The sequence below is a fragment of the Pacificitalea manganoxidans genome, assembly GCF_002504165.1.
Taxonomy (GTDB): domain Bacteria; phylum Pseudomonadota; class Alphaproteobacteria; order Rhodobacterales; family Rhodobacteraceae; genus Pacificitalea; species Pacificitalea manganoxidans.
In genome coordinates, this window is record NZ_CP021404.1 from 2,478,297 (window position 1) to 2,504,221 (window position 25,925).

General features: G+C 65.8%; 23 protein-coding genes and 1 tRNA gene. 7 read left to right on the forward strand and 17 right to left on the reverse strand.

The features are described 5' to 3' along the window. Positions 1–98: 98 nt before the first annotated feature. Positions 99–983 carry a c-type cytochrome gene (locus tag CBW24_RS11215; protein ID WP_097373633.1) on the reverse strand — a complete coding sequence of 295 codons (885 nt, stop codon included), beginning with the start codon at positions 981–983 and terminating at the stop codon, positions 99–101. A 148-nt stretch (positions 984–1,131) separates the two neighbouring features. Then, the gene (gene hpt, locus CBW24_RS11220; protein ID WP_088661556.1) at positions 1,132–1,671 is read right to left on the reverse strand and encodes a hypoxanthine phosphoribosyltransferase; all 540 of its coding nucleotides are present in this window, start codon (positions 1,669–1,671) and stop codon (positions 1,132–1,134) included. A gap of 88 nt (positions 1,672–1,759) precedes the next feature. Between hpt and CBW24_RS11225 the strand changes: the two genes are divergently transcribed. Then, positions 1,760–2,203 (forward strand): type II toxin-antitoxin system RatA family toxin, encoded by a 444-nt coding sequence (locus tag CBW24_RS11225; RefSeq protein WP_088661555.1) that lies wholly within the window; start codon positions 1,760–1,762, stop codon positions 2,201–2,203. A gap of 67 nt (positions 2,204–2,270) precedes the next feature. After that, the gene (locus tag CBW24_RS11230; RefSeq protein WP_097373634.1) at positions 2,271–3,878 is read left to right on the forward strand and encodes a peptide chain release factor 3; all 1,608 of its coding nucleotides are present in this window, start codon (positions 2,271–2,273) and stop codon (positions 3,876–3,878) included. A gap of 363 nt (positions 3,879–4,241) precedes the next feature. Here CBW24_RS11230 and CBW24_RS11235 read toward each other — a convergent pair whose 3' ends face one another. Beyond that, the gene (locus tag CBW24_RS11235) at positions 4,242–4,664 is read right to left on the reverse strand and encodes an OsmC family protein (RefSeq protein WP_088661553.1); all 423 of its coding nucleotides are present in this window, start codon (positions 4,662–4,664) and stop codon (positions 4,242–4,244) included. A 383-nt stretch (positions 4,665–5,047) separates the two neighbouring features. Between CBW24_RS11235 and CBW24_RS11240 the strand changes: the two genes are divergently transcribed. Further along, entirely contained in the window at positions 5,048–6,778 is a 1,731-nt protein-coding gene (locus CBW24_RS11240; protein WP_097373635.1) for a DEAD/DEAH box helicase, read from the forward strand. Between the two features lie 156 nt (positions 6,779–6,934). Here CBW24_RS11240 and CBW24_RS11245 read toward each other — a convergent pair whose 3' ends face one another. From CBW24_RS11245 to CBW24_RS11275, 7 genes are all read right to left on the reverse strand, one after another. Then, on the reverse strand, positions 6,935–7,162 hold the full coding sequence (locus tag CBW24_RS11245) for a ribbon-helix-helix domain-containing protein (protein ID WP_097373636.1): 228 nt from the start codon (positions 7,160–7,162) through the stop codon (positions 6,935–6,937). A gap of 31 nt (positions 7,163–7,193) precedes the next feature. After that, entirely contained in the window at positions 7,194–7,475 is a 282-nt protein-coding gene (locus CBW24_RS18780) for a DUF4169 family protein (protein ID WP_097373637.1), read from the reverse strand. 3 nt (positions 7,476–7,478) lie between these two features. Continuing rightward, positions 7,479–8,876: a class II fumarate hydratase gene (gene fumC, locus CBW24_RS11255; protein ID WP_097373638.1), complete on the reverse strand. Its 1,398-nt coding sequence runs from the start codon at positions 8,874–8,876 to the stop codon at positions 7,479–7,481. 112 nt (positions 8,877–8,988) lie between these two features. After that, positions 8,989–10,377 (reverse strand): cytochrome P450, encoded by a 1,389-nt coding sequence (locus CBW24_RS11260; protein ID WP_097373639.1) that lies wholly within the window; start codon positions 10,375–10,377, stop codon positions 8,989–8,991. Further along, positions 10,374–11,627, reverse strand: coding sequence for a hypothetical protein (locus CBW24_RS11265; protein WP_097373640.1), 1,254 nt, complete (start codon positions 11,625–11,627; stop codon positions 10,374–10,376). Before CBW24_RS11265 ends, CBW24_RS11260 begins: the two co-directional genes overlap by 4 nt. Positions 11,628–11,735: 108 nt before the next feature. Next, positions 11,736–12,485, reverse strand: a complete 750-nt coding sequence (locus CBW24_RS11270; RefSeq protein ID WP_088661546.1) for an RlmE family RNA methyltransferase — start codon at positions 12,483–12,485, stop codon at positions 11,736–11,738. A gap of 103 nt (positions 12,486–12,588) precedes the next feature. Continuing rightward, positions 12,589–13,701 (reverse strand): Ppx/GppA phosphatase family protein, encoded by a 1,113-nt coding sequence (locus tag CBW24_RS11275; RefSeq protein WP_097373641.1) that lies wholly within the window; start codon positions 13,699–13,701, stop codon positions 12,589–12,591. Positions 13,702–13,942: 241 nt separating this feature from the next. Between CBW24_RS11275 and CBW24_RS11280 the strand changes: the two genes are divergently transcribed. The 4 genes from CBW24_RS11280 (at position 13,943) to CBW24_RS11295 (ending at position 17,474) form a co-directional block, all read left to right on the forward strand. Then, positions 13,943–14,245 carry a virulence factor gene (locus CBW24_RS11280; RefSeq protein WP_088661544.1) on the forward strand — a complete coding sequence of 101 codons (303 nt, stop codon included), beginning with the start codon at positions 13,943–13,945 and terminating at the stop codon, positions 14,243–14,245. 92 nt (positions 14,246–14,337) lie between these two features. Next, positions 14,338–15,297, forward strand: coding sequence for a methyltetrahydrofolate cobalamin methyltransferase (locus CBW24_RS11285; RefSeq protein WP_088661543.1), 960 nt, complete (start codon positions 14,338–14,340; stop codon positions 15,295–15,297). A gap of 10 nt (positions 15,298–15,307) precedes the next feature. After that, a complete protein-coding gene (locus CBW24_RS11290; protein WP_097373642.1) occupies positions 15,308–17,347 on the forward strand; it encodes an ASKHA domain-containing protein in 2,040 nt (679 codons plus the stop codon). A gap of 53 nt (positions 17,348–17,400) precedes the next feature. Beyond that, positions 17,401–17,474, forward strand: a tRNA-Gly gene (locus CBW24_RS11295). Positions 17,475–17,593: 119 nt separating this feature from the next. On the opposite strand, the gene pgi is transcribed toward CBW24_RS11295, so the two are convergent. The 7 genes from pgi to CBW24_RS18745 all read right to left on the reverse strand — a co-directional run bounded on the left by pgi (position 17,594) and on the right by CBW24_RS18745 (position 25,873). Then, on the reverse strand, positions 17,594–19,228 hold the full coding sequence (gene pgi / locus CBW24_RS11300; RefSeq protein ID WP_269779770.1) for a glucose-6-phosphate isomerase: 1,635 nt from the start codon (positions 19,226–19,228) through the stop codon (positions 17,594–17,596). After that, a complete protein-coding gene (gene pgl, locus CBW24_RS11305; RefSeq protein WP_088661540.1) occupies positions 19,221–19,895 on the reverse strand; it encodes a 6-phosphogluconolactonase in 675 nt (224 codons plus the stop codon). The genes pgi and pgl overlap by 8 nt, the downstream gene beginning before the upstream one ends. Then, positions 19,892–21,346: a glucose-6-phosphate dehydrogenase gene (zwf, locus tag CBW24_RS11310; RefSeq protein WP_088661539.1), complete on the reverse strand. Its 1,455-nt coding sequence runs from the start codon at positions 21,344–21,346 to the stop codon at positions 19,892–19,894. Before zwf ends, pgl begins: the two co-directional genes overlap by 4 nt. A 188-nt stretch (positions 21,347–21,534) precedes the next feature. Further along, on the reverse strand, positions 21,535–22,806 hold the full coding sequence (gene fucP, locus CBW24_RS11315) for an L-fucose:H+ symporter permease (RefSeq protein WP_097373644.1): 1,272 nt from the start codon (positions 22,804–22,806) through the stop codon (positions 21,535–21,537). Between the two features lie 119 nt (positions 22,807–22,925). Beyond that, positions 22,926–23,402, reverse strand: a complete 477-nt coding sequence (locus CBW24_RS11320) for an acyl-CoA thioesterase (RefSeq protein ID WP_088661537.1) — start codon at positions 23,400–23,402, stop codon at positions 22,926–22,928. 420 nt (positions 23,403–23,822) lie between these two features. Then, a complete protein-coding gene (locus CBW24_RS11330) occupies positions 23,823–24,983 on the reverse strand; it encodes a GGDEF domain-containing protein (RefSeq protein ID WP_232529758.1) in 1,161 nt (386 codons plus the stop codon). Then, complete coding sequence (locus CBW24_RS18745) at positions 24,980–25,873, reverse strand: heme NO-binding domain-containing protein (RefSeq protein WP_097373645.1); 894 nt, start codon at positions 25,871–25,873, stop codon at positions 24,980–24,982. Before CBW24_RS18745 ends, CBW24_RS11330 begins: the two co-directional genes overlap by 4 nt. Positions 25,874–25,925 lie beyond the last annotated feature (52 nt).

The window sequence follows — 25,925 nt, forward strand, 5'->3', positions numbered from 1 at the left end:
CCCCCCGAACGGGGGCACGCGGCGGACGTATCCTAAAAGCATTCGAAACCGCGCCGCCGGGGATGCCCGCGCGGCGCGGTTGTCTTTGGGGCGCGGCCTTACTCGACTGCGGGCACCTGTTTGAGATAGGCCGCGATGGCCTGCCGGTCTGCATCGGGCAGATGCGCAATCGACTCGATGACCGCGACCATTTCGCCGCCGGCACTGTCGAATTCGGGCGTGAAGCCGGAATTGAGATATTCTGCGATCTCGGCCTCGGACCAGTCCAGCGCGGCGGGGGTGATGTTGGGGATGCGCCCCTGCCCCGAGGGATTTTCCGCCCCGGACAGCCAGCGGTCCCGTTCCAGCCCACCCAACGCATTGCGCGGCGTATGGCATTCGCCGCAATGGCCCAGCGCCTCGACAAGATAGCGCCCACGGGTCAGCTGCTCGCTCAACTCGCCATCCAGCACCCACGCGTCATCTGCGAACAGAAACTTCCAGCCACCCAGCATGCGACGGATCGAAAACGGGAACCCGACCTCGTGATCCCGGCTGGGCGCGTCAGATGCAGGCAGGGTGTCGAGAAACGCTTTCAGATCGGCAATGTCTTGCGGCGCGGCATGGGCATAGGCCACGTAGGGAAAGGCGGGATAGTAATGCTGACCGCCCGGCGACACCCCGGCCATGACCGCATCGGCCAGATCCTCCAACGACCAGCCGCCGATCCCGGCCTCTGACGGGGAAATATTCGGCGCGTAGAACGTGCCGAATTGCGTGGCAAAGCCCTGCCCCCCGGCCAGCACCAGCCGCGCGTCATCCTTGGCCTCGGGCGCGGCGTGACAATTGGCGCAGCCCCCGGCCCAGAACACAGCTTCGCCCGCGCTCGCGTCGCCGCTGAGGCCCGCGACCGCATCGCCGACCCGCTCGGGCCGCGTCACCCACCAGAACACCGCCGCGCCAAGGACAATCAGCAGGCATAGGCCAAGGAGAAATTTGCGCATGGGGGCACCTTCGGTTGAGGACACCCGGACGATACCGCATCCCGCCCTGCGGGCAAGCAGCCAGACCGCCCGGCACCACACACGCCCGGCACCGCAGGCTTTGCCTCACCGCACCCCGTCAGCCATGGGCGACAGGACCGCGCTGGCGTCACTCGGTAAAGCGCACCTTGCCAATGAACGGCAGGTTGCGATTGCGCTGCGCGTAATCGATGCCGTAGCCCACGACGAATTCATCGGGGATCTCGAACCCGGTCCAGCGCGCTTTCACGTCCACTTCGCGGCGCGCGGGCTTGTCCAGCAGGGCAATGGTCGCCAGACGGTTCGGCTCGCGCGATTGCAGCAGGCGGATCACATGGCTTAGCGTCCAGCCAGTATCCACGATATCCTCGACGACCAGCACATCGCGGCCCCCGATCTCGCCACGCAGATCCTTCAGGATACGCACCTCGCGCGAGGTGGTCATCGCATCGCCATAAGATGACGCTTCGAGAAAATCGACCTCCACCGGCAGGTCGAGTTCGCGGACCAGATCCGCGATGAACACGAACGAGCCGCGCAGCAGCCCCACCACCACAAGCTTGCTGGTATCGGCGAACTCGGCCTCGATCTCGCGGGCGAGATGCTCGATCCGGGCGGCGATAGCCTTGGCGGAAATCATCTGATCGATGGCATAAGGCGGTTGTGGCATGGTAGACCCTTGAACTTCGGCGCGTGAGGCCGGAGATAACGGGACAGTCCCGCTTGCACAACAGATGCGATCAGCCACAGACAGGTTCATGCCCAAACATTCCGAAACCCGCACCCTGCCCTATACCGCCCGCCAGATGTTCGATCTGGTGGCCGATGTGAACAGCTATCCCGAATTTCTGCCGTGGTGCGCCGCGGCGCGGGTGCGCGAGACGACGGATCACGGCGAAACGCAGGTGATGGACGCCGATCTGGTCATCTCGTTCAAGGTGTTCCGCGAACGCTTCACCAGCCGCGTCACGCTGTGGCAGGACGGATCGCGGATCGACACCGCCTATCTCGACGGCCCGTTCCGCTACATGGAAAGCACATGGGGCTTTGCCGATGTCGAAGGCGGCTGCGAGGTGTCGTTCGATGTCGATTTCGAGTTTCGCAACGCGCTGCTGCAAGGCGCGGCGGGGCTGTTCTTCAACGAGGCGATGCAGCGGATCGTGCGCGCGTTCGAGCGGCGGGCAAAGGAGCTATATGGCTGATGCCCACGCAGCCTGCCTGAACTCCGCCCCCTGCCCCCTGCCTGCCCCAGCCTGATCGAGATCCGCCATGCCCGACGCCGCCACCAACCGCCCTGCCCTGCCCGCCGAAATCGCGCGGCGCCGCACCTTTGCGATCATCTCGCACCCGGATGCGGGCAAGACCACGCTGACCGAGAAATTCCTGCTTTTCGGGGGTGCCATCCAGATGGCTGGTCAGGTCCGCGCCAAGGGCGAAGCCCGGCGCACCCGCTCGGACTTCATGCAGATGGAAAAGGACCGCGGGATTTCCGTCTCCGCCTCGGCCATGTCGTTCGATTTCGGGAAGTTCCGGTTCAACCTTGTCGATACGCCGGGCCACTCGGACTTCTCCGAAGACACCTATCGCACGCTGACCGCCGTCGATGCCGCGATCATGGTGATCGACGGGGCCAAGGGCGTGGAGAGCCAAACCCGCAAACTGTTCGAGGTCTGCCGCCTGCGCGACCTGCCGATCCTGACTTTCTGTAACAAGATGGACCGCGAAAGCCGCGATACGTTCGAGATCATCGACGAAATTCAGGAAAACCTCGCCATCGACGTGACGCCCGCCTCTTGGCCCATCGGCACCGGGCGCGAGTTCCTCGGCTGCTACGACATGCTGCGCGACCGGTTGGAACTGATGGACCGCGCCGACCGGAACCGCGTGGCCGAAAGCATCTCCATAGACGGGCTCGACGACCCGAAAATGGCCGAACACATCCCCGCCGATCTGCTGGCACAGCTGCGCGAGGAGGTGGAGATGGCGCGCGAATTGCTGCCGCCGCTCGATCTGCAAGCCGTGCATGACGGCACGCTGACGCCGATCTGGTTCGGCTCCGCCATCAATTCGTTCGGGGTAAAGGAGCTGATGGATGGCATCGGCGCCTATGGCCCCGAGCCGCAGGTGCAGGCCGCCGAGCCGCGCCAGATCGCCCCCGAGGAAGACAAGGTCGCAGGTTTTGTGTTCAAGGTGCAGGCCAACATGGACCCCAAACACCGGGACCGGGTGGCATTTCTGCGCATGGCGTCTGGGCATTTCAAACGCGGCATGAAGCTGACCCATGTGCGCACCAAGAAGCCAATGGCAGTGTCGAACCCGGTGCTGTTCCTCGCCTCCGACCGTGAATTGGCAGAAGAGGCTTGGGCCGGCGACATCATCGGCATCCCCAACCACGGGCAATTGCGCATCGGCGACACGCTGACCGAAGGCGAGGCGCTGCGCGTTTCCGGCATTCCGAGCTTTGCACCCGAATTGCTGCAAAACTGCCGCGCGGGCGATCCCATGAAGGCCAAGCATTTGGAAAAGGCCCTGATGCAATTCGCCGAGGAAGGCGCGGCCAAGGTTTTCAAGCCGGTGCTGGCCTCCGGCTTTGTCGTGGGCGTGGTGGGGCAGCTTCAGTTCGAGGTGCTCGCCAGCCGGATCGAGATGGAATACGGCCTGCCGGTGCGGTTTGAACCCACGCAATTTACCTCGGCCCGCTGGGTCCACGGCGCGCGCGAGGCGGTGGAGAAATTCGCCGCAGCCAACAAAAGCCACATGGCCGAAGACAACGACGGCGACATGGTCTACCTGACCCGCCTGCAATGGGACATCGACCGAGTGGCCCGCGACTATCCCGATGTGACGCTGAGCAATACCAAGGAAATGATGGGTTGAGGTGAGCGCGGCGCGCATGGGTCGGTCTGGCCCTGACGGTCGCGCCCCGCCTCCGCGGCGCGCTGCCGCAACGGTTTCTTTGCTGCACAATTCCAGCCTGCCCGGGGATGGCGCTGCAACGACTGAACGGCGCGCGCTTTATGTCAGCCAAGACCCTCCTCGTTCCGAGGTCAGCATGACGCGGCCAAGCGCCAACCCGCCGGGACGGGCAGGCGCTCGCTCTCTCGGCCTTCGGCCCTCTGAGAGAGGATGCGCTTAGGCCGCAGCTTGGCGTGCCCGCACCCGCTCAAGCCCCCACGGCACGAAAAAACGCCGACCCTTGCGGATCGGCGCTTCCTCTACATCATGAAACATCCCGCAGGATCACGCCACTTTGGCATCCATCGTGATGTCGCAGTTCAGCACCTTGGAGACCGGGCAGCCTTCCTTGGCTTTCTCCGCGATCTCAAGGATCTTCGCCTCGTCCGCATCGGCGGAGATCACCGTGGTCAGATGCGCCTTGGTGATCTTCGGCCCATCGCCCTGCATGTCGATGGTCACAGCCGACGTCGTTTCGATGGAATCGGCGGTGATCCCTTCCTGGCCCAGCATATTGCTCAGCGCCATCGAGAAGCACGCAGCATGCGCGCCGCCGATCAGCTCCTCGGGATTGGTGCCAGCGCCATCCTCAAACCGGGTGTTGAAGCCGTAAGGCTGATCGGACATCGCGCCGCTTTCAAGCGTGATACGGCCCTTGCCGTCTTTCAGCCCACCCATCCATTTCGCGGAGCCTTTTTTCGTCGGCATGTGAAATCTCCTTCTGTCTGCCTTCGCCGTAACAACGCAGAGACACGCGGCAAGTTGCACAGCCGCAGCAATATTGCCCAAACCTGCCGGGCGAACCCACCCCGGCTGGTGCGGGGGGAGCGGGCCGTGGCAAACCCTTTGGAAAATTGCCTTTTCGTTGACCTGACGCGGTAAATGAGATAGGTCAGCCTGCAACTCCGGCCGGGGCAGATTCTCGGATCGACCGGCGGAGCGTGCCGACCGGCCCGTATCAAGCCGGAGTTTCCTGACGATCCGACCCCAGCCGGGGCGGAGATTCGTGCCCCGTTCGGGGCGGATGACGCCGGGGCGTTCAGATTGCGTCCCACCCACGCGGCCCGATATGCCGCTCACGATGGACGCATATGACCAAGTTTTCCGACCTCAGCCTTGATCCCAAGGTGCTGAAAGCAATTGACGAAGCCGGCTATGAGACGCCCACGCCTATTCAGGCGGGTGCGATCCCCCCGGCGCTCGAAGGACGTGACGTTTTGGGCATCGCTCAGACCGGCACCGGCAAAACCGCCTCCTTCACCCTGCCGATGATTACCCTGCTCAAGCGCGGGCGCGCCCGGGCGCGGATGCCGCGGAGCCTCGTTCTGGCTCCGACCCGTGAACTGGCAGCGCAGGTGGCCGAGAATTTCGACATCTACGCCAAGCACACCAAACTGACCAAGGCGCTGCTGATCGGCGGTGTCAGCTTCAAGGAGCAGGACCAGCTGATTGACCGGGGCGTCGATGTTCTGATCGCAACGCCGGGCCGCCTGCTGGACCATTTCGAGCGCGGCAAGCTGCTGCTCACTGGCGTGCAGATCATGGTCGTGGACGAAGCCGACCGGATGCTCGACATGGGCTTCATCCCGGATATCGAGCGTATCTTTAACCTGACGCCCTTTACCCGTCAGACGCTGTTCTTCTCCGCCACGATGGCGCCCGAGATCGAGCGCATCACCAACACGTTCCTCTCCGGCCCCGCACGGGTCGAAGTGGCGCGTCAGTCGACCACGTCCGACACCATCGCGCAGGCCCTGATCCAGCATCGCGCTTCGCGCAAGGACCGCGCGATGAACGAGAAGCGCAACATCCTGCGCGCCGTGATCGAGGCCGAAGGCGACGCCTGCTCAAACGCCATCATCTTCTGCAACCGGAAGGTCGATGTGGATGTGGTCGCCAAGTCGCTGAAAAAATACGGCTATAATGCCGAGCCGATCCACGGTGATCTAGACCAGTCGCACCGGACCCGGACGCTGGACGGCTTCCGCGATGGCTCGATCCGCTTCCTCGTCGCCTCCGACGTGGCGGCGCGCGGGCTCGACATTCCGGCGGTGAGCCATGTCTTCAACTTCGACGTGCCCAGCCACGCCGAGGATTACGTGCACCGCATTGGCCGGACCGGCCGCGCGGGTCGCAAGGGCAAGGCCTTCACCATCGCCACGCAGTATGACGAGAAATATCTCGACGCGATCCAGACGCTCGTCGGTCAGCAGATCCCGCTGGTAGACAGCCCGCTGGGCGGGGCCTCCGGCTCGGACGATCCGGTCGTGGCCGAGGCGCCCGAAGCGGCAACCGAGGACAAGCCCAAGCGCACCCGCCGCCGCGTGCGGCGCAAGGACAGCGCCCCGGCAGCCGACACCCCTGCGGATAAGCAAGACAGCCCGGCCCCCGTGGCTGAGGCCAACGCCGCGCCCGCAACGCAGGAGCCCACCACGCAGGTCGATGTCGCAGCTGAACCCGCCCACGCGCGCAGCCGCGACACCGCCGAGGACAGCGCCCCGGCCCCGCGCCGGTCGCGCCGCTCGTCGCGGAAGACCGCCGCGCAGAAACCCGTAGCGGAGCCCCCCGTGGTCGAAGACGTGGCTCAGGACACAGCCGTGGCCCCGCAGGCCGCAGCCCCCGCAAACGAGCCCGCCCCGGAACCCCGGTCCGAGCCGGAAGCGCGCCGGGAGCCCGAAAGCCGCTCCGACAAGGACGATCGCTCAAACCGCTCGCGCGGGGGCCGTGGCCGGAAGTCCGGCAACAAGTCCGACCGCCGTGACGACGCTGTTGTCGGCATGGGCGATCACATGCCCGACTTCCTGACACGCAGCTTCGCCTGACGCATGGCACGAGATGTGTGAAAGGGGCGGACCTGATGGTCCGCCCCTTTTACGTTAAAGCGCCCTGTGTAGGTAAATCCTTGCCGTCAAACGCACCTGCTGCGCCACCGCGCGCGGGCCGGGACAGTCACCGCCCGCGATTAACGAATACGCCGCCTACCTCAATCCCAGCCGCGCGCGGTAGTCTCGCAACACGAAAAGACGGATGGCGGAGGCAAGCCCCATATCGACGCCCCTCGCCGCGTCGATCTCGGCGGCAAGCGCATTGATCGGCTGCCCCCGAGCGGCGGCGATTTCGCGGAACGCGATCCAGAATTCATCCTCCAGCGACACCGAGGTGCGGTGGCCGGACAGGGTCAGGGAATGTTTGCGGGGGCGGGTCATGGATCAGCCATAGGCGATCGCGCCGGAAACGTCACCTGTGCTCGGGATCGTCCGGCGCGGGGTGATCGCTCGGACTGTGGTCCGGCGCGGGATGTTCGGGCGCAGCATATCCAGTCGTCGTGCGATCCGGCGCGCTATCGTCGCGCCGTGCGGCATCGTGCAGTTTGCTGATCCGTTCCGCCTCGCCACGCGCGGCGGTTTTCTGCGCTTTCGTCAGGCCATGCAGCACCGCGTTGCGCTCCGCAGCAGCCTTGCGCGCGGACCGGGCCCGCTCCTTGCGGACCCGGTTGAGGTTGATGGGCGTGTCGGCCAAGGCTTAGCCCTGCTTGGGGCCAACCATGTCTTCGGGGCGCACGACCTTCTCAAAGGTCTCCTCGTCCACGAAGCCCAGCTTCACCGCTTCTTCCTTCAGCGTGGTGCCGTTCTTATGCGCGGTCTTGGCGACGGTGGTCGCGTTGTCGTAGCCGATGGTCGGCGCCAACGCGGTGACCAGCATCAGGCTCTCGCGCATCAGCTTCTCGATCCGGACCTTATCGGCCTGTAGCCCATCGACGAGGTTGTCGGTGAACGCGACCGAGGCATCGCCCAGAAGCTGCATGGACTGCAGCACGTTATAGGCCATCATCGGCTTATACACGTTCAGTTCGAAATGCCCTTGGCTGCCGGCGAAACCGACGGCGGCATCGTTGCCCATCACATGCGCGCAGACCTGCGTCAGCGCCTCGCACTGGGTCGGGTTGACTTTGCCCGGCATGATCGAGGAGCCGGGCTCGTTCTCCGGCAGGATCAACTCGCCCAGACCGCAGCGCGGGCCGGAGCCCAGCAGACGAATGTCATTGGCGATTTTGAACAGGCTCGCCGCGACGGTCTTCAGCGCGCCCGACATCTCCACCATCGCGTCATGGGCGGCCAGCGCCTCGAACTTGTTGGGGGCGGTGACAAAATCGATGCCGGTGATCTCAGCCATGTTGGCGGCGACCGTCTCGGCCCAGCCCTCGCGGGTGTTCAGCCCGGTGCCCACGGCCGTGCCGCCCTGCGCCAACTCGTGGATATGCTCCAGCGCGGTGCGCACACGCTTCAGGCCCATCTTCACCTGATGCGCATAGCCGGAAAATTCCTGGCTCAGCGTCAGCGGGGTGGCGTCCTGCGTGTGGGTGCGGCCAATCTTGATGATGCCGTCGAACTCCGCGACCTTGCGCTCCAGTGCGGTGTGCAGCTTTTCCAGACCCGGCAGCAGCACGTCACGCGCGGTCATCGCGGTGGCGATATGCATCGCGGTCGGGAACGTGTCGTTGGACGACTGCCCCATGTTGCAATGGTCGTTGGGGTGCACCGGCGATTTGGAGCCGATCTCACCGCCGAGGATTTCGATCGCGCGGTTGGCGATGACCTCGTTGGCGTTCATGTTGGACTGGGTGCCCGAGCCGGTCTGCCAGACGACGAGCGGGAAGTTATCGTCGAACTTGCCGTCGACCACTTCGGAGGCGGCGGTGATGATCGCGTCGGCGATGTCATCCTTCAGACCGCCATTGGCCTTGTTCGCCATCGCGCAGGCCTGCTTGATGACGCCAAGCGCCCGGACGATCGCCACCGGCTGTTTTTCCCAGCCAATCGGGAAATTCATGATCGAGCGCTGGGTCTGCGCGCCCCAATACTTGTCCGCGGGGACTTCGAGCGGGCCGAAGCTGTCGGTTTCGGTGCGGGTGTCGGCCATGTGGTCCTCCTGCAATACGGTCGCAGGCGGTTTATCCCGCGCAATGACGCGCCACAATCCCCACGCGCGGCGTTTTCATAGTGTTAGCGCCAACCGCATCGGCCTCCGGCGCTCAGCGGCGCGCGAGCCGCAGGTGGATGCCGTCCCGCGCCCGCACCGTCAGATGCGCGACCGGCACCGGCACCCGGCCCTCCACCGGCGACAGCCGAAACGCCCCCACGATGGCCGACATCAGCAGCACGCCTTCGGCCATCGCAAACCCCGCCCCCGGACAAACCCGCGGCCCCGCCGAAAACGGCAGATAGGCGTCACGGGCCGACGCACGCCCTGCGGGCGTTTGCCAGCGGGCAGGATCGAACCCGTCGGGATTGTCCCACAGCCGGGTCTGCCGGTGCAGGTGCCACGGGCTCAGCACGATCTGCGCGCCGCGCGGCACCTCACGGTCGCGGAAACGCTCCGCCTGCGCGGCCTCCCGCACCATCATCGGCACCGGCGGGTAAAGCCGCAGTGCCTCGCGGAACACATCGCGGGTAAAGCCCAGTTTCGACAGATCGGAGAAGCCAGGATTTGCGGGCAGTGCCGCCGCCTCCGCTGCGACGCGGGCCTGCGCTTCGGGATGGGTGGCCAGCAGGTAAAGCGCCCAAGCCAGTGCGGAGGCCGATGTTTCATGCCCCGCCAGAAAGAAGATCGCCACCTGATCGACCATCTCGGCGGGCGTGAACCGCTTGCCGGTTTCCGGGTCGGGGGTGGTCATGATTTTCGTCGCCAGATCGTCGGGCGCGGTGCCATTTGTGATCTCGGCGGCGCGGGCCTCGGTCAGCCGGGCGATCAGGTCGCGGATTTCCTGCGCGGCCCTGCGCGTGCGGCGGCGGTGCAGCCGTGGCAGCCAGCGCGGCAGCGGCACGAAAGCGGCGATGTTCAAAAGCGGCTGCGCCCGCTGATAGGCGCGAAACCGGTCGAACACCTGCGCGGCGATCTCATGCTCGATCGGGATCGAAAACAGGCTGCGGAAAATCACATCAGCCGCGGCATGGCTTGTCTCCGCCTCGATCTCCAGCACCGCACCCTGCCCGTCCAGCCGCGCGTCCAGCCGGGCATCTAAACGCGCGACCGTAGCGCGTGCGGCGTCCTGCATGGCGGGAAAGCTGTCGCGCAGCCGCCCCCCCTCAAACGCTGGGTCGATGATGCGCCGCTGCTGTTTCCATTGCGCGCCGTTGGTCACGAACACGCTGTCCCCCAGCAGCGGCGCCAGCCCTTCGCGCACCCGGTCGGATTTCGGAAAATCGTCAGGCCGGTCGCGCAGCACTGTGCGGATCAACTCCGGCTGATTGACAAGGAAGGAGCGGAAAAACGGCGTGCGAAATTCGGCCATCCATGCCCGGTAAAGCCGCGCGGGCTGCGCGCTCAGAATATCCGCCCGAAACAGCCGCATGTGCCGCCAGAGCGAGGCATCGCCTTCGCGCGCGGCGGGCTTGGGCGGGTGTGGCGCAGGCCCGGTCATCGCGACGGCTCCGTAAGGGAGGTATAGCGGTTCACCGGCGTCTCGATCCGGCTGGCGGAGGCGCGGCGCCCGGCAAACCGCTGCGCCAGCGTCTGCGGCCCGGCGGTGATGCGGAAGTAATCATACGCGCCGGGCCGATCAAACGCGCAGAGATACTGAAAATGCAGCCGGAAGAAGCGCCAGCGCAGCGCCTTCCACCGCGCGGAGCTGAGCGTGTGGGTAAAGGCCGCCGACAGCACCAGAGGCCAGCGTTTGGCAGGCGGCGCCACCCCCGACACCGCAACCGGATCGCACAGGGCAAAGGCGCAGCCATCCCCCGGCGCGGTCACATCCACCCAGGTGATCCGGTCGCAGGCCGACAGCGCGTGGAGATCGGCGCGCAGCCGTTCCGCGCGTGGCAGAAACGACATCATCGGCACGACTTGCCCCAGGCTCAGAAACGACAGCGCCGGTCCCGGCTCTGGCAGCAGCCCGTCGCGGATCAGATCGGCTAGCACCGACACGCCCAGATGCGCGCCGGAACTATGCCCCACCACCAGCACCTCCTCCACATCCGAGCGAAGCGCGGCGCCGATCAACTGCGTGAACTCCGTCATGCGCGCTTCCAATTCGGGCGGGTTGGCACCGCGCCATCGGGCCGAAAACGCATAATCATGCATCAGGTAATAGGCGAACATGCGGTTGTCATGCTTGCGAAACCACCACAGCACCGCCGGGATCACGACAAGCCCCAGCCACCCAGCCAGCGGATGCAGCAGCGCCAGCAGAGCCCCCGCGCCCCAAGCCAGCAGCACCGCGACCGTCAGTTGCAGCACCAGCGCCCCCACCGGGTAAAGCGCGGCGATCACCGGCCCCTTACGCAGCCGCATCAGTCGAAACAGCGCACCGGTGCCCACATAGACCCACGCCGTCCGCAGCAGCTGCGCATAGGTGGCGAGGATACCGCTGCGCATCGACTTGCGCACAATGTCGGACCAGACCAGCACATCGATTTCGGCGCGGGTGGTCGCGCCTTCCATCTCTCCGGTGACCGACCAGCCATAGGGGCCGGGACCGCGCCGCGCCTGCTGCGACATCTCATAACCCGACAGCGCCGCCTGCGCCGCGCCTTCGCGGCGGTATAGCTCACGGTATCGCCGGGGATGGATGGGATCGTAGCCGGGGATGTAGAACACATGCCGCCGCGTCACACGCGGACCCGCCCCGCGCGCGCCCTCCGGCCCCGCTGCATCCCTGCTGTCATCGCCCATCACACCTGCCTCCAGCGGGGCCAGTGTCAGGGCCCCTGCGTGATGGTTTCAAGAGAAATCGGGCGAAAACCGGCGCGGATCGCGGGCAATCTCGCGACACCCGCGCGCTCAGCCCAGCGGACCCGCGCTGTCCTGATCGTCGCTCTCCGGGTCAGGGGCGCCGCGATAGCCGGTGGCGACGACGAATTTTTCCGAACTGTCGGAGCGTGACGCGGGCGGCTTGACGTTGACCACCTTGGTAAAGCGCTGTTTCAGCAGCTTTTGCAGATCGCCCTCGGCCCCGCCTGCGAGAACCTTGGCGACAAAGGTGCCGCCCGGCGTCAGCACATCAAACGCGAAATGCGCGGCGGCCTCGCACAGCGCGACAATCCGCAAATGGTCCGTCTGCTTATGCCCCGACGAAGACGCCGCCATATCCGACATCACCACATCCGCGTCACCGCCAAGCCACCCTTTGACAAGGTCGTCGGCATCGTCGGCAAGAAAATCAAGCTGGTGCAACTCCGCCCCCGCGATCGGCTCGATCTGTTGCAGATCGACGCCCAGCACGGTGCCCATCGCCTTGCCTGATTTCTCGCCAAGCGCATTGACGCGCTTGACCGCCACCTGACACCAGCCGCCGGGCGCACAGCCCAGATCGACGACCCGCGCGCCGGGCACGAGAAACCGATACTTGTCGTCCAGTTCAAGGATCTTGTAGGCCGCGCGCCCGCGATAGCCGTCCTTCTTGGCGCGCTGCACATAGGGATCGTTCAACTGGCGTTCCAGCCATAGCGTCGACGACAGCTTGCGCCCGCGGGCCGACTTTACCTTGACCCGCAGATCGCGCTGGCCGCGGCCACTGGTTTTCTTTTCCATTGCTGATCTCCGGAGGTTGCGAGCGGATAAGAGGCCAGATGCCTCCGGCGGAAGTATTTCAGGCAAGCCAGAAAGGGAAGCCCCGCATCAGTGTAGCATGGGCCTAGAACGGGCCGTCTTCCAGCACGCCGTCCGCCGACATCTGCGCGTAGAGCAACCCCTCGCGCAGCCCGCGATCCGCCACCGAAAGCCGGTCCGTGGGCCATGCCCGCATCAAGGCCTGCAAGATCGCCGCGCCCGACATGATCAGCGCCTGCCGGTCCCGCCCGATGCGCGGATCGGCACGGCGGCCCTCCTCCCCCATCGTCAGATAGGAACGGATCACCGCGTCGATCTGATCGGTCGACATTTGCAGCCCGTCCACCTTGGTCCGGTCATAGCGGCGCAGGCCCAGATGGCTCGCCGCGACGGTGGTCACGGTGCCGGACGTGCCGATAATCTGGAACCCCTCGCGCGCCTGATTGGATTGGTAGGGTGTGAACTCGGTCAGGTTCTCCTCGAAGAACCAGCTCATCAGCGCGAAACGGCCTGCGTCATCCTCAACATCGCGAAACTGGTCCTTCAGCGTCGCGACGCCCAGCGGCACCGAAATCCAATCGACAACCTTCGCCGCCGGGAAGGGGCTGTCGGCGGTGCGGAACCCCTTGTGCAGCCGCATGATCGCGCGGGGCCGGTCCGGTCCCGGCACGCGGGACAGGTCGATCCACACCAGTTCGGTCGAGCCGCCGCCAATATCGACCACCAGCAGCTGATCGGTGCGGGTGGACACCAGCGGCGCACAGCTGACCACGGCCAGACGCGCTTCTTCCTCGGGCTGGATGATTTCCAGCTTCAGGCCGACCTCGACCTCGACCTGCCGGATGAAATCGCTGGCATTGCGGGCGCGGCGGCAGGCTTCGGTCGCCACCAGCCGCATGCGCTGCACTTTGTGCTTCTGAAACTTTTTCTGGCAAATCCGCAGCGCCTGAATGGTGCGCTGCATCGAGGACCGGCTCAGCCGGCCATACGTTTCAAGCCCGGTGCCAAGCTGCACCGATTTCGAGAAACTGTCGACCACATGGAACTGGCTGCCCTTCGGCTGGGCCACAAGCATGCGGCAACTATTCGTGCCGAGATCCAGCGCCGCATAGGGTGCGACGGGATCCGCGACTGCGGGCGCGGGGGTATCTACCGGCATCGGGAACGCGCCCGCACCCTTGGGACGCTTGGGCGCCATGATTACGCCCTCCGGTTCTGAACTTACCCCGAAACCTAGCCCTCCGCCGGAGGATTGGCAAGAATTGCGGCGTTTACCTTGCGTTGACCAAGGCGGGATGCCGCCCCCGGCCCGCTTCATGTAGATCATGAGAATTTTGGGACCCCGCCGCTGTGGCATATCCCGCGCGGCGGACGTAGGTGACATGGGAACGGGCGGCGCATTCCGCCTGCCTTATCGCCTGTCAGCCCGGAGCCTCACGATGCCCGAACTTACCCTTGTCTATTGGCGCGACATCCCTGCGCAGGTCATCGTCGGCCGTGGTCGCCGTGGCGCAAAGCACCCCCTGCCCGAACGGTTCGAGCAGGCCATCGACCGCTGCGCGATGAAGGTCGGCGCAAAGGATGCCGATGCCTATATGGCCGACTGGCGCAAGGCCGACCCGGTCACCCGCGATGGTGACCCGACCGAAATCGCCGCCGCCGAGGCCGCCCGCATCGATGCGGAATATGACAACGCCCGGCTCAAGGCGCTGATCGACAATGACGGGCGCGCGCCGGACTGACCCCGGCCCGGCTGTTGACGGTGGCCCGCACGCCGCCGCTGCGTTAGAGACATTGCACAGCCGCGCCCGCGGCCCGAAACATCGAGGACCCCATGACCCGCACCGTGATCGAGAGCAAAACGAAAACCGTGGCCATCGGCTTTGACGAACCGTTCTGCGTGATCGGCGAGCGCATCAACCCGACAGGCCGCAAGAAACTGGCCGCCGAACTGGAAGCGGGCGATTTTTCGACCGTCGAACGCGATGCGCTGGAACAGGTCGCCTGCGGCGCGATGGTGCTCGATGTGAATGCGGGCGTGGTCTACAACTCCAACCCCAATCCCAACGAAACCGAACCGCCGCTGATGCGCCGGATGATCGAACTGGTGCAGGGTCTGGTCGATGTGCCGCTCTGTATCGACAGCTCGGTGCCCGGCGCGCTGGAAGCAGGGCTGGAGGCCGCCGATGGCCGCCCGCTGGTCAATTCCGTCACCGGCGAGGAGGAGCGTCTGGAACTCGTCCTTCCGCTCATCAAGAAATACAACGTGCCCGTCGTCGCGATCTCCAACGATGACACCGGCATTTCCGAAGACCCCGACGTGCGTTTTGCCGTCGCCAAGAAGATCGTCGAGCGCGCCGCCGATTTCGGCATCCCCGCCCATGACATCGTCGTCGATCCGCTGCTGATGCCGGTGGGGGCGATGGCTACCGCCGGGCGTCAGGTGTTCACCCTCGTGCGCCGTCTGCGTGACGAACTGGGCGTGAACACGACCTGCGGCGCCTCGAATGTCAGCTTCGGCCTGCCCAACCGCCACGGCATCAACGCGGCGTTCCTGCCGATGGCCATCGCGTCGGGCATGACCAGCGCGATCATGAACCCCGTCCGCTCGGTCGAAATGGAAGCCGTGAAGGCCGCCAACATGCTGATGAACCATGACCCCAACGGCGGCGAATGGATCCGCTTCTCTCGTGTTTTGGACGCGGTCCGCGAAGGCACGCCCTTCCCCGAAGCGGCTCAGGCCGCCGCTGCGGCAGGCGCCGGACGCGGCGGTCGGCGTCGTCGGCGCGGCTGAGCGTCCAGCCATGGCCAACGATCCGCTCGTCATCTTCACGCCCTCGGGCAAGCGCGGCCACGTCGCCCCCGGCACCACGGTGCTGGCGGCGGCGCGCAGCCTTGGCGTCGATCTCGATTCGGTCTGCGGGGGCCGGGGCATCTGCTCTAAATGTCAGGTCGCCCCCTCCTACGGCCAGTTCTCCAAACACGGCGTCACGGTGGCCGAGGACGCCCTGTCGGACTGGAACGCGGTCGAAGAACGGTATGACAGCAAACGCGGCCTGAAACCGGGGCGGCGGCTGGGCTGTCAGGCGCAGATCCTGCGCGACGTGGTGTTGGACGTGCCGCCCGAAAGTCAGGTCCACAAACAGGTCGTCCGTAAGGAAGCAACCGCCCGCGACATCGTCATGGACCCGGCCACTCGCCTGCGGTTGGTGGAGGTCGAACAGCCCGACATGCACGAGCCCTCGGGCGATCTGCAACGGCTAACCGACGCGCTGCGCGCCGCGTGGGACATCCCCGCGCTTTCGGTGCCGCTGCCGGTGTTGCAGAAGCTCCAGACGGCGCTGCGCAAGGGCAACTGGCAGGTCACCTGCGCCCTGCACCAGCCGGTCGAGGACGGCCCTGCGCAGCTGCTGGACCTGTGGCCCGGCCTGTTCGAAGGTCCGCTCTGGGGGCTCGCCATCGACCTCGGATCCACCACCATCGCCGCGCATCTCTGCGATCTGACCAGCGGCACGGTCGCGGCCTCCGCCGGGATCATGAACCCGCAGATCCGCTTCGGCGAAGACCTGATGAGCCGCGTCTCCTATGCCATGATGAACGAGGGCGGCGCTGCGGAAATGACCGCCGCCGTGCGCGACGCACTGAGCGAACTCGCCCGCGTCGTGGCGGGGGAGGCCGATGTCCCAACGACCGAGATCGTCGAAGCCGTGTTCGTCTGCAACCCGGTCATGCATCACCTGCTGCTGGGCATCGATCCGGTGGAACTGGGCCAAGCGCCCTTCGCTCTGGCCACCTCCGACAGCCTTGATCTCAGCGCCGAGGCGCTGGACCTCACCGGCCTGCACCCGGCGGGGCAGGTGCATCTGCTGCCCTGTATCGCGGGCCATGTCGGGGCCGATGCCGCCGCCGTGGCACTGTCCGAAGCGCCCGACCGGTCCGAAGATCTGGTGCTGATCGTCGATGTCGGCACCAATGCCGAAATCCTGCTCGGCAATCGCGACCGCGTGCTGGCCTGTTCATCCCCCACCGGGCCTGCCTTCGAGGGCGCGCAGATCTCGTCGGGCCAGCGCGCCGCCCCCGGCGCGATCGAGAAAATCCGCATCGACCCCGAAACCAAGGAGCCGCGCTTTCGCGTCATCGGTTGCGACCTGTGGTCGAACGAAGATGGCTTTGCCGAGGCGACAGCCGCCAGCGGCATCACCGGCATCTGCGGCTCCGGCATCATCGAGGCCGTGGCCGAATTGCGCATCGCCGGGCTGATGGACCCCTCTGGCCTGATCGGATCGGCCGAACAGACCGGCACCGCGCGCTGCATCTCCGACGGGCGCACCCATCAATACGTCATTCATGACGGCACCGCCGAAGGCGGCCCGCTCGTCACCGTGACCCAAGGCGACATTCGCGCGATCCAGTTGGCGAAATCCGCGCTCTATGCCGGGGCGCGGCTCCTGATGGACGAATTCGGCACCGACACCGTCGACCGTGTCGTTCTGGCAGGCGCATTCGGCGCGCATATCTCCCCCCTGCACGCGATGGTGCTGGGCATGATCCCCGATGTCGCTCTGGACCGTGTCACCTCCGCAGGCAACGCCGCAGGCACCGGCGCGCGTATGGCGCTATTGAACCGCGCCCAGCGGGCCGAAATTGACCAGACCGTGCGCCGTATCACCAAGGTGGAAACAGCCGTCGAACCCCGCTTTCAGGAACATTTCGTCGCCGCCAACGCGATCCCCCACGCCACCGCACCGTTTGCCACGCTGCGTTCGGTCGTGCCGCTGCCGGAGCCACGCTTCAATGCAGGTGACGGCGATGGCACACGCACACGCCGCCGCAGACGGCGCTGAGCATGCGAAAACCGATTGCATTGCCCGCGCAGCAACCTTAAATACGGGCCTGCGCGGGTATGGTGAAAAGGTATCACACGAGCTTCCCAAGCTCTTGTTACGGGTTCGATTCCCGTTACCCGCTCCAGCTTCCAAAACCTTCCAGTCTGATAGGCGCGCTGCCCGGCGCGACATGCAAAAACCGCGCCCGGATTGCTCCGAGGCGCGGCTTGTCGCTTGTCGTCAGACCGCCAGCGGCGGGCGCGCTCAGGCTTTGGCTTTGGCGTAGTCCAGCAGCAGGCGGGTCGAGCTGTCCTTGCCCACTGGCTCGGCCTCGCCCGTGACCATCGGCTCCAGCGATTTCGCCAGTTCCTTGCCCAGTTCCACGCCCCACTGGTCAAAGCTGTTGATGCCCAGCACCACGCCTTCGACAAAGACCCGATGCTCATAAAGCGCAACGATCTGCCCCAGCACGCCGGGGGTCAGTTGCGGATAGGCCAGCGTGGTGGACGGGCGGTTGCCGGGGAAAACCCGGTGCTGCGCCTGCCGCTCCAGCTCCTCGCCCTCGAACTTGCCCGACACCTGCGCGCGGGCCTCGTCCAGCGAACGGCCTTTCAGCAGGGCTTCGGACTGGGCCAGACAATTGGCGACCAGCAATTGATGCTGGTAATGCAGATCGGATTCGAACCCTTTGGCCGCGAACATGAATTCGCACGGCACCACCTCGGTCCCCTGATGGATCAGCTGGTAGAACGCATGCTGTCCGTTCGTGCCCGGCTCCCCCCAGACAACAGGGCCCGACACGACCTGCAGCGCTTCGCCATCCATCGACACCCGCTTGCCGTTGCTCTCCATCTCCAGCTGCTGAAGATAGGCCGGAAGCCGCGCCAAGCGCTGCTCATAGGGCAGCACCGCGCGGGTCGGGTAGCCGCAGATCTGGTGATGCCAGATCCCCACCAGCGCCAGCAGCACGGGCAGGTTTTCCGCCGGGGCGGCGGTGCGGAAATGCCGGTCCATCGCCTGAGCGCCGCGCAGCATGGCGCGGAAATCGCCGCCGCCAATGGCGATCATCAGCGACAACCCGATGGGCCCCCACATCGAATAACGCCCGCCAACCCAATCGGCGAACCCAAACACGCGCTCGGCGGCGATGCCGAACTCGGCGGTGCGGCGCGCGGCGGTGGACAGGGCCACGAACTGCGCCGCCGGGTCTTTGACCTTCTCGGCCATCCAGCGGCGCGCGGTGTTGGCGTTGGTCATCGTCTCGATGGTGGTGAATGTCTTCGACGCCACGATCACCAGCGTCGTGGTCGGGTCGAGCCCGCGCAGCGTATCGGCGATATGCGCGCCATCGACATTCGACACGAAATGGCAGCGCGGCCCGTCGGCATAGGGTTTCAGCGCGATCGCCGCCATCGCCGGGCCCAGATCGGAACCGCCAATGCCGATATTGACCACATCCGTGATCGCCCCGCCCTGCCCCTTGAACCGGCCTGCGCGCACGTCCGAGGCAAACGCCTCCATCCGGTCGAGCGTTTCTAGAACTTCGGGCATCACATCCTGGCCGTCGACCTCCACCGGGGTGGCGTCCAGATTGCGCAGCGCCGTGTGCAGGACAGCGCGGCCTTCGGTTTCGTTGATGCGCGCGCCGATGAACATCGCCTCCCGGCGCTCAGCCAGCCCGGCATCCTCCGCCAGATCGATCAACAGCGACAGCCCTTCGGCGTCGATATTGGTCTTGGAGAAATCGAACAGCAGCGCGCCCGCCTCGGCGGAGAAGCCGGTGGCCCGGTCGGGCGTCTCGAAGAGCGACAGGATGGATCGGTCCGCGACTTGCGCGTGATGGGCTTTCAGCTTGTCCCACATGGGGGTGCTCTCCTTGTAGGGGGTCGTCTCAGGCAGCCCAGTGCACGGTGGCCTCGGCCAACAGCGCCCGGATCGGTGCCTGTTCGGGCGGCAGGGAACGGGCGCGCTCGAACGCGTCGCGCTTGCCCTCGCCCATGATCAACAGATGGGTATGCATCGCCTCGCGCAGCACCGGCGCGGTCAGGGTGATACGGGTTTCGCCCGCGCCCTCGGCCCGCATGGTGATCAGCGGCGGATCGCGCTGCTCCAGCGCGCGCTCCAGATTATCGCCCCCGGGAAACAGGGACGCGGTGTGCATGTCATCGCCCATGCCCAGAATCAGCGTCGTGATCGGCAGCCACGGGCGCACCGCCTCCGATTGCGCTTCGGCGTCCACATCGGACGGATCGCCCGTCACGGGGATGAAGCTGACAAACCGCGCAACTGCGGCCTTCTCCACCAGCAGACGCTCGCGGATCAGCCGGGTGTTGGAACGACTCGACGTCTCCGGCACCAGCCGTTCGTCATTGAGCACCACGCCCACCCGCGCCCAGTCAAGGCTGACGCCCGACAGCGTGTCGAAAACGGGTCCGGGGCTGGAGCCGCCGGGCACGCAGAGCGTCGCGGTGTCATTGGCGGCCAGTGCGGCGCGCAATTCGCTGGCCACACTGTCCGACAAGCCCATCATCAGGGCTTCGCGGTCGGAATATTCGACGATATTCATATCTTGATCTCCCTCCAGCGGCGCCCGTCGCGATGCATCAACATCAGGGCGTCATCCGGCCCAACCGAGCCGACGTCATAAGGTTTCGGAACATCGCCACGGCGTTGCCATCCTTCGATCAGCGGATCGGTCCACGCCCATGCCGCTTCGACCTCATCGCCGCGCATGAACAGCGTCTGGTTGCCACGAATGACATCCATGATCAGCCGCTCATAGGCGTCGGGCACATCGTCGGCATCCGGGCCCAGCGCATCGGCAAATGTCATGTCCAGCGGCACGTCGATCAGACGCATCCCGCCCGGCCCCGGTTCCTTGATGGTGACGCCCAGTTCCATGCCCTCGTTCGGCTGCAACCGGATCGACAGGATGTTGCGATGGGTGCGCTCGCTATCCTCGAAAATCGAATGCGGCGCGTCCTTGAACACCACCGCGATCTCCGAGGTGCGCGCCTTCAGCCGCTTGCCCGTGCGCAGATAAAACGGAGTGCCCGCCCAGCGCCAGTTGGAGATATGCGTGCGCAGCGCGATGAAGCTTTCGGTAAGCGACCGCGGATCTTCGACATCCTGCCGGTAGGAGGGCGTATCCGCCCCCGCATCATACTGCCCCCGCACGATATGGTGCGGCTCCACCGGATCGAGAGCGCGGATCACTTTTAGCTTCTCGTCGCGCACCGCATCGGGGTCGAATCGCGACGGCGGTTCCATTGCGATCAGGCACAGCAACTGCATCAGGTGGTTTTGCACCATGTCGCGCATTGCGCCCGACTTGTCGTAATAGCTGCCGCGCCCGCCGACCCCCACGGTTTCGGCCACAGTGATCTGGATGTGATCCACATATTGCGCGTTCCACAGCGGCTCGAACAGCACGTTGCCAAAACGGACGGCCATCAGGTTCTGAACCGTTTCCTTGCCCAGATAATGATCGATCCGGTAGATCTGCGTTTCGTCGAAATGCTGGGCCAGATCGCGGTTTAGCGCCTTGGCGGAGGCACGGTCATGACCGAACGGCTTCTCGACCACCACGCGGCTGCCCTCATCGGCCACGCCATGCTCATGCAGGCGCTGCGCCAGATCGCCAAAAAGCGACGGGGCCACAGAAAAATAGAACGCGCTCACCACGCCGTCGCGCATATGCCCGGCCAGTTCGGCCCAGCCATCGGTGCCCTTGGCGTCGATCGTGACATAGGACAGCAGGCTCAGAAACTGCGCGCGCGTCTCGTCGTTCAACTCGCCCTTGGGCAGGAAATCGACCAGCGCATCCGACACCATCTCGCGATAGGCCGCATCGTCCATATCGGACCGGGCCGCACCGATGATCCGGGCCTCCGGCGGGATTTGCCCCGCGGCGAGGCGCCGATACAGCCCCGGAAGGATCTTGCGTCGGGCCAGATCACCCGTGCCGCCGAAAATCACCAGATCGAACGCATCGACCGGAATGACGCGTGAAACCATGCGGGCTCGCTCCGTCTATCTTGGGCAATGGCGCAAGATGCACCACTCATGCCGTTAGCGCTAACCGAGGGATGCTTAGCGTCTGCTCCCGGCCAAGTCTAGCACTCGGCTCCGAATTGGCAAAAGACACAGCAAATTTCACGCCAAACCGCGCACGCGCCGCACCGGCCTGCTGGCAAAGCGGGCGCTCAGACCCGCCGCGCCGCGCCCCGCGACAGATCGAACACGCCGTAGGCCGCGATCACCAGAAAACATAAACCCGGCACGATATAGGACAGCGCCGGGCCGAACCCGTCCAGCAGCGCGCCCTGCACCATCGGCATCAGCGCGCCGCCAAGGATCGCCATGACCAGCCCCGCCGCGCCAAACTTGGTATCCTCGCCCAGCCCATGCAGCGCGAGCCCGTAGATCGTCGGGAACATCAGCGACAACGACACCGACAGCGCCACCACGGCCCAGACCCCCGGCACACCCGGCACCACCACGGCGATGAGGCTCAATGCGCTGCCCGACAGCGCCATCACGGTCAACAGCAACGCCGGGCGCACCAGCCCCATCGCCCATGTCATCACAAAGCGCGAGATCAGAAACACGATCAGCGAGGCCTGCAAATACCACCCCGCGCCCGCCTCGTTCACGCCCAGCGCGGCCATCACGTATTGCAGGGTAAAGGTCCATGTGCAGGTCTGCGCCGCCACGTTGAAAAACTGCGCCACCACCCCGAACGTGTAATGCCGGTTGCCCAGCAGCCGCCGCAGGGTCGCACCAAACGCCACATTGCCGCCCGCCGCCTCCTGCCGCGTGCGCATGGGGCGCAGGGCGATGGCGATCCAGATCGCCACCAAAACAAAGGCAAAGCCGACATAGGGCAGCATCACCGCCTGCAACTCGTCGGAGCGGATCGCCAGCAGCGCCTCCGCGCCCAGCGCCGCGCGCTCCTCGGAACTTGCCGTGTTGAGGTTCGGCAGGATCAGCGCCGCTGACAAAAACACCCCGATATTGGTGCCCACCGGGTTGAACGCCTGCGCAAAATTCAGCCGCCGCGTCGCGTTGTCCTCGGGCCCCATCGCAATGACGAACGGATTGGCCGAGGTTTCAAGGATCGACAGCCCGCCCGCCAGCGTGAACAGCGCCAGGAGGAAATACCCGTAGGTCATCGCGATCGAGGCCGGATAGAACAAAAACGCCCCAAGGATCGCCAACCCCAGCCCGGTCAGCACGCCGGTCCGGTAGGAAAACCGGCGGTTGATGAAGGCGGCAGGCAGGGCCAGACAGAAATACGCGCCGTAATAGGCGAATTGCACCAGCGATGCCTGCAGCGTGCTCATCGAAAACACCCGCGAAAACACCTGCACCAGCGGATCGGTCATGTTCGCCGCCACGCCCCACGCGGCAAAGCAGACGACCAGCAGCGCAAACGGCAGTTTCATTCCAGGATATACGAAGTGCCGTTCGGCCATGCTGTGTTCCTTGCTGGGGTCTGATCTGCGCGCCGCGGGCCGGGCCTTGGGCAATGTCGCCAAAGGCCGGGCGCGACGTGCGCGCTTCTTTCAGAACTCAGAAAGGAGGGAAAGCAGATCTAGCGCCCGCTGGTTGCGCGCTCCAACTCGTCCGCGATCTGACGGCGCAGTTTGCGGCGGATTTCGGCGGCGCCGTGGCGGCAGCGCTCCACTTCGGTTTCGATGGTCAGCGCGGGCACTTCCGCCGGGCGGCCATCATCATCCATCGCGACCATCGTGAAATAGCAGGAATTGGTGTGCCGCGAACTGCCTGCGCGAATGTCTTGCGCCTCCACCCGGATGCCGACCTCCATGGAGGTGCGGCCCGTATGGTTGATGCTGGCGCGAAACGTCACCAGTTCGCCCACATTGATCGGCTCCTTGAACATCACCTGATCGACGGAAAGCGTCACCGCATAGCGCCCCGAATAGCGCGAGGCACAGGAAAACGCGACCCGGTCGAGCAGGTTCAACAAAGCGCCGCCATGCACCTTGCCGCTGAAATTCGCCATGTCAGGCGTCATCAACACGGTCATTTCCAGCTTGCGGGGGTCCATCGCTGCGTCCTTGGTCCGGGCCGTGCCGGAATGGCGTGCGGCATCTGGGTATCCGGGATGGCGGCCCGGCCCCGCGCGGTCAAGCGTCCCCGACCGCAATCCGCCCGCTGTGCCGGTTTCGCCACGCGCAGACGGCCCTTCGCCCTTCGCCCTTCGCCCTTCGCCCTTCGCCCTTCGCCCTTCGCCCTTCGCCCTTCGCCCTTCGCCCTTCGCCCTTCGCCCTTCGCCCTTCGCCCTTCGCCCTTCGCCCTTCGCCCTTCGCCCTTCGCCCTTCGCCCTTCGCCCTTCGCCCTTCGCCCTTCGCCCTTCGCCATGACAGGTTTCCCCGGCCCGGCTGCGACCGCAACAGGCGATTTGTCGGCTTCCCCCCGACAGCCTCGCGCCCCGGCCACCGCCCCAGCCCGCCGCCCGGCGCGGCAGTCACGGCGTCGCGGATGCGACGGTCGCCTGCGCCCGCCCGCGCGCCTTTGACGCGTAGAGCGCGCGGTCGGCATCCAGCAGCACCTGCGCCACGCTGCCGATCCCCCGCGACACCGCAATGCCCGCGCTGGCCGAGATCAGACACTGCTGATCGCCATGCGGGATCGGCTTTTCGATCCGGGCGATGATCCGCAGCGCCAGTTGGCGCAACACCGTGTCATCCGTAACACGCGGGAAAATAAGGATGAATTCATCGCCGCCCGCCCGCGTCACGATATCCTCGCCGCGGGTTTCCTCGACCAGCACGCGCCCCACATGTTGCAGCACCGCATCGCCTGCCGCATGGCCCAGCCGGTCATTCACATCCTTGAAAAAATCCAGATCCAGATGGATCAGGCCAAAGCCGCGGCCCGCCTCCTCCAACCGGGTCAGGACCTCATCCATCGCGCGCCGGTTGCCAAGTCCGGTCAGCGTATCGGTGATGGCCTGCGCTTCGGCAGCGCTTTTGGCGCCTTGCAGCCGCAGGTTCAGCCGCCGGGATTCTTCCAGCGCGGCGGTATTCGCCTCCACCAGATAGAGCAGTTCGACAGCCAGATCCGTCGCCGCGAAATCCGAATTGCTCAGGGCGTATTGGCGCACGGCCTCCACCACCGAAATCCCGAAGCCCAGATTGACCAGCGCGCCCGCCCCCGTGCCCAGCGGCACGGCCAAGCCTTTGAAACTCGTGCGCGCGCCGGTGCGAAAGCCAAGGCTCAGCCGCCCGTCCGCCCGCAACAGCCCCGCGACATCGCGCACCCCCTGCGGACGCCGCAGCGTGAACACATCGAAAAAGTCGCGCCCGGGCAATGGCGTCTCGGCGCAGATCCTCTGCAATGTCGGGCCGACACTGGTGATGGTGCCGCAGGCATCGACGCGCAGATGCATCGGCATCAACAGATCCATCGCCCGCGCCGAAAGCTGCGGCGCAGGCAGACCCGCCGCCTCATCCGCACATCCCCGTGCGCCCTGCTCTGCCGACCCACGCAGGGGCGCATCCCGCCCCGCCTGCGGGCCCGCTCCGCGCACAGTCGCGCCCCCGCCCAACGGCGCCGGTCGCCGCTCCCTGCCGTCCGGTCCAGCTTCGGACGGGCGGCGGGCCTCCTCAGGGGTGCCGGACGTCATGGCGCAGGCTCCACCCCGTCAGGCTCCGCCGTTTCGCAAATCCCGGCCAGCGAGAAACTTCGCCCCTGATGAAATGTCGTATCCAGCAACCTGATTTCGATCACCGTGACATAGCGCAGGGTGCGGCTGCCAACGTGGGGAAAGGCCGAACCCGGCTCGCGCGCGATCAGCGGCGCGGACGTCGGATCACCCATCGGCTCGGCCGACATGTCGGGCGTGGGATCAGCCATCGGCGCAGGCGGCATACCGCCCGTCGGCTCGGACACCGGCGCGGACACCGGCGCGCCCGTCGCCGCCGGCGGCATATCCGTCACCCGGCCCCGCAACGCCCCCGCCGCCTCCCCCACAGGGGGCGACGGCCCCGTCAGCGGTGCGCCATCGGGCATGTATTTCGGCCCGGCCAGCGGCTCCAGCAGCACCAGCGCGCCGTAATCATCGGCCATCGCCCGCAACACCCCGCTGATCAACGCGGCGGAGCGTGGCAGCCGGTGCCGCACCAGCAGCCAATAACACCCGTCGCCCAGATCCGAGAGTTCCAGCCCCGGCACATCCAGATCCGGCAGGGCCAGCTTTGCCCGGTCCGGCAGATCGTCGAGCGAATGCAGAAATTCCTCGAACGTATCGCCCCCGAACCGCAGCAGACGCCGCAGGCGACTGCCGGTGCCGGTGCACAGATAGGTGCCCAGATCCTCCAGCAGCGCGATCTCGGGCTTGTTCAACTGCTCCGCCGCGTGGCGCAGCACCGCATGGGTCAGCGCATCATCATAGGTGAGCATGGCTTCGAACCCATGCGGGCCCAGACCGACATCGCGGCTGATCTGCGTCCACAGGCGCGTGCCATAGGTATCCGTGACAAAGCACTGGATCGCCCGATTGATGAGCCCGTGCATTCCATTCCCCTAATTCCTGCAGCCCACACCCTACGGACCACAGGTTAAGGAA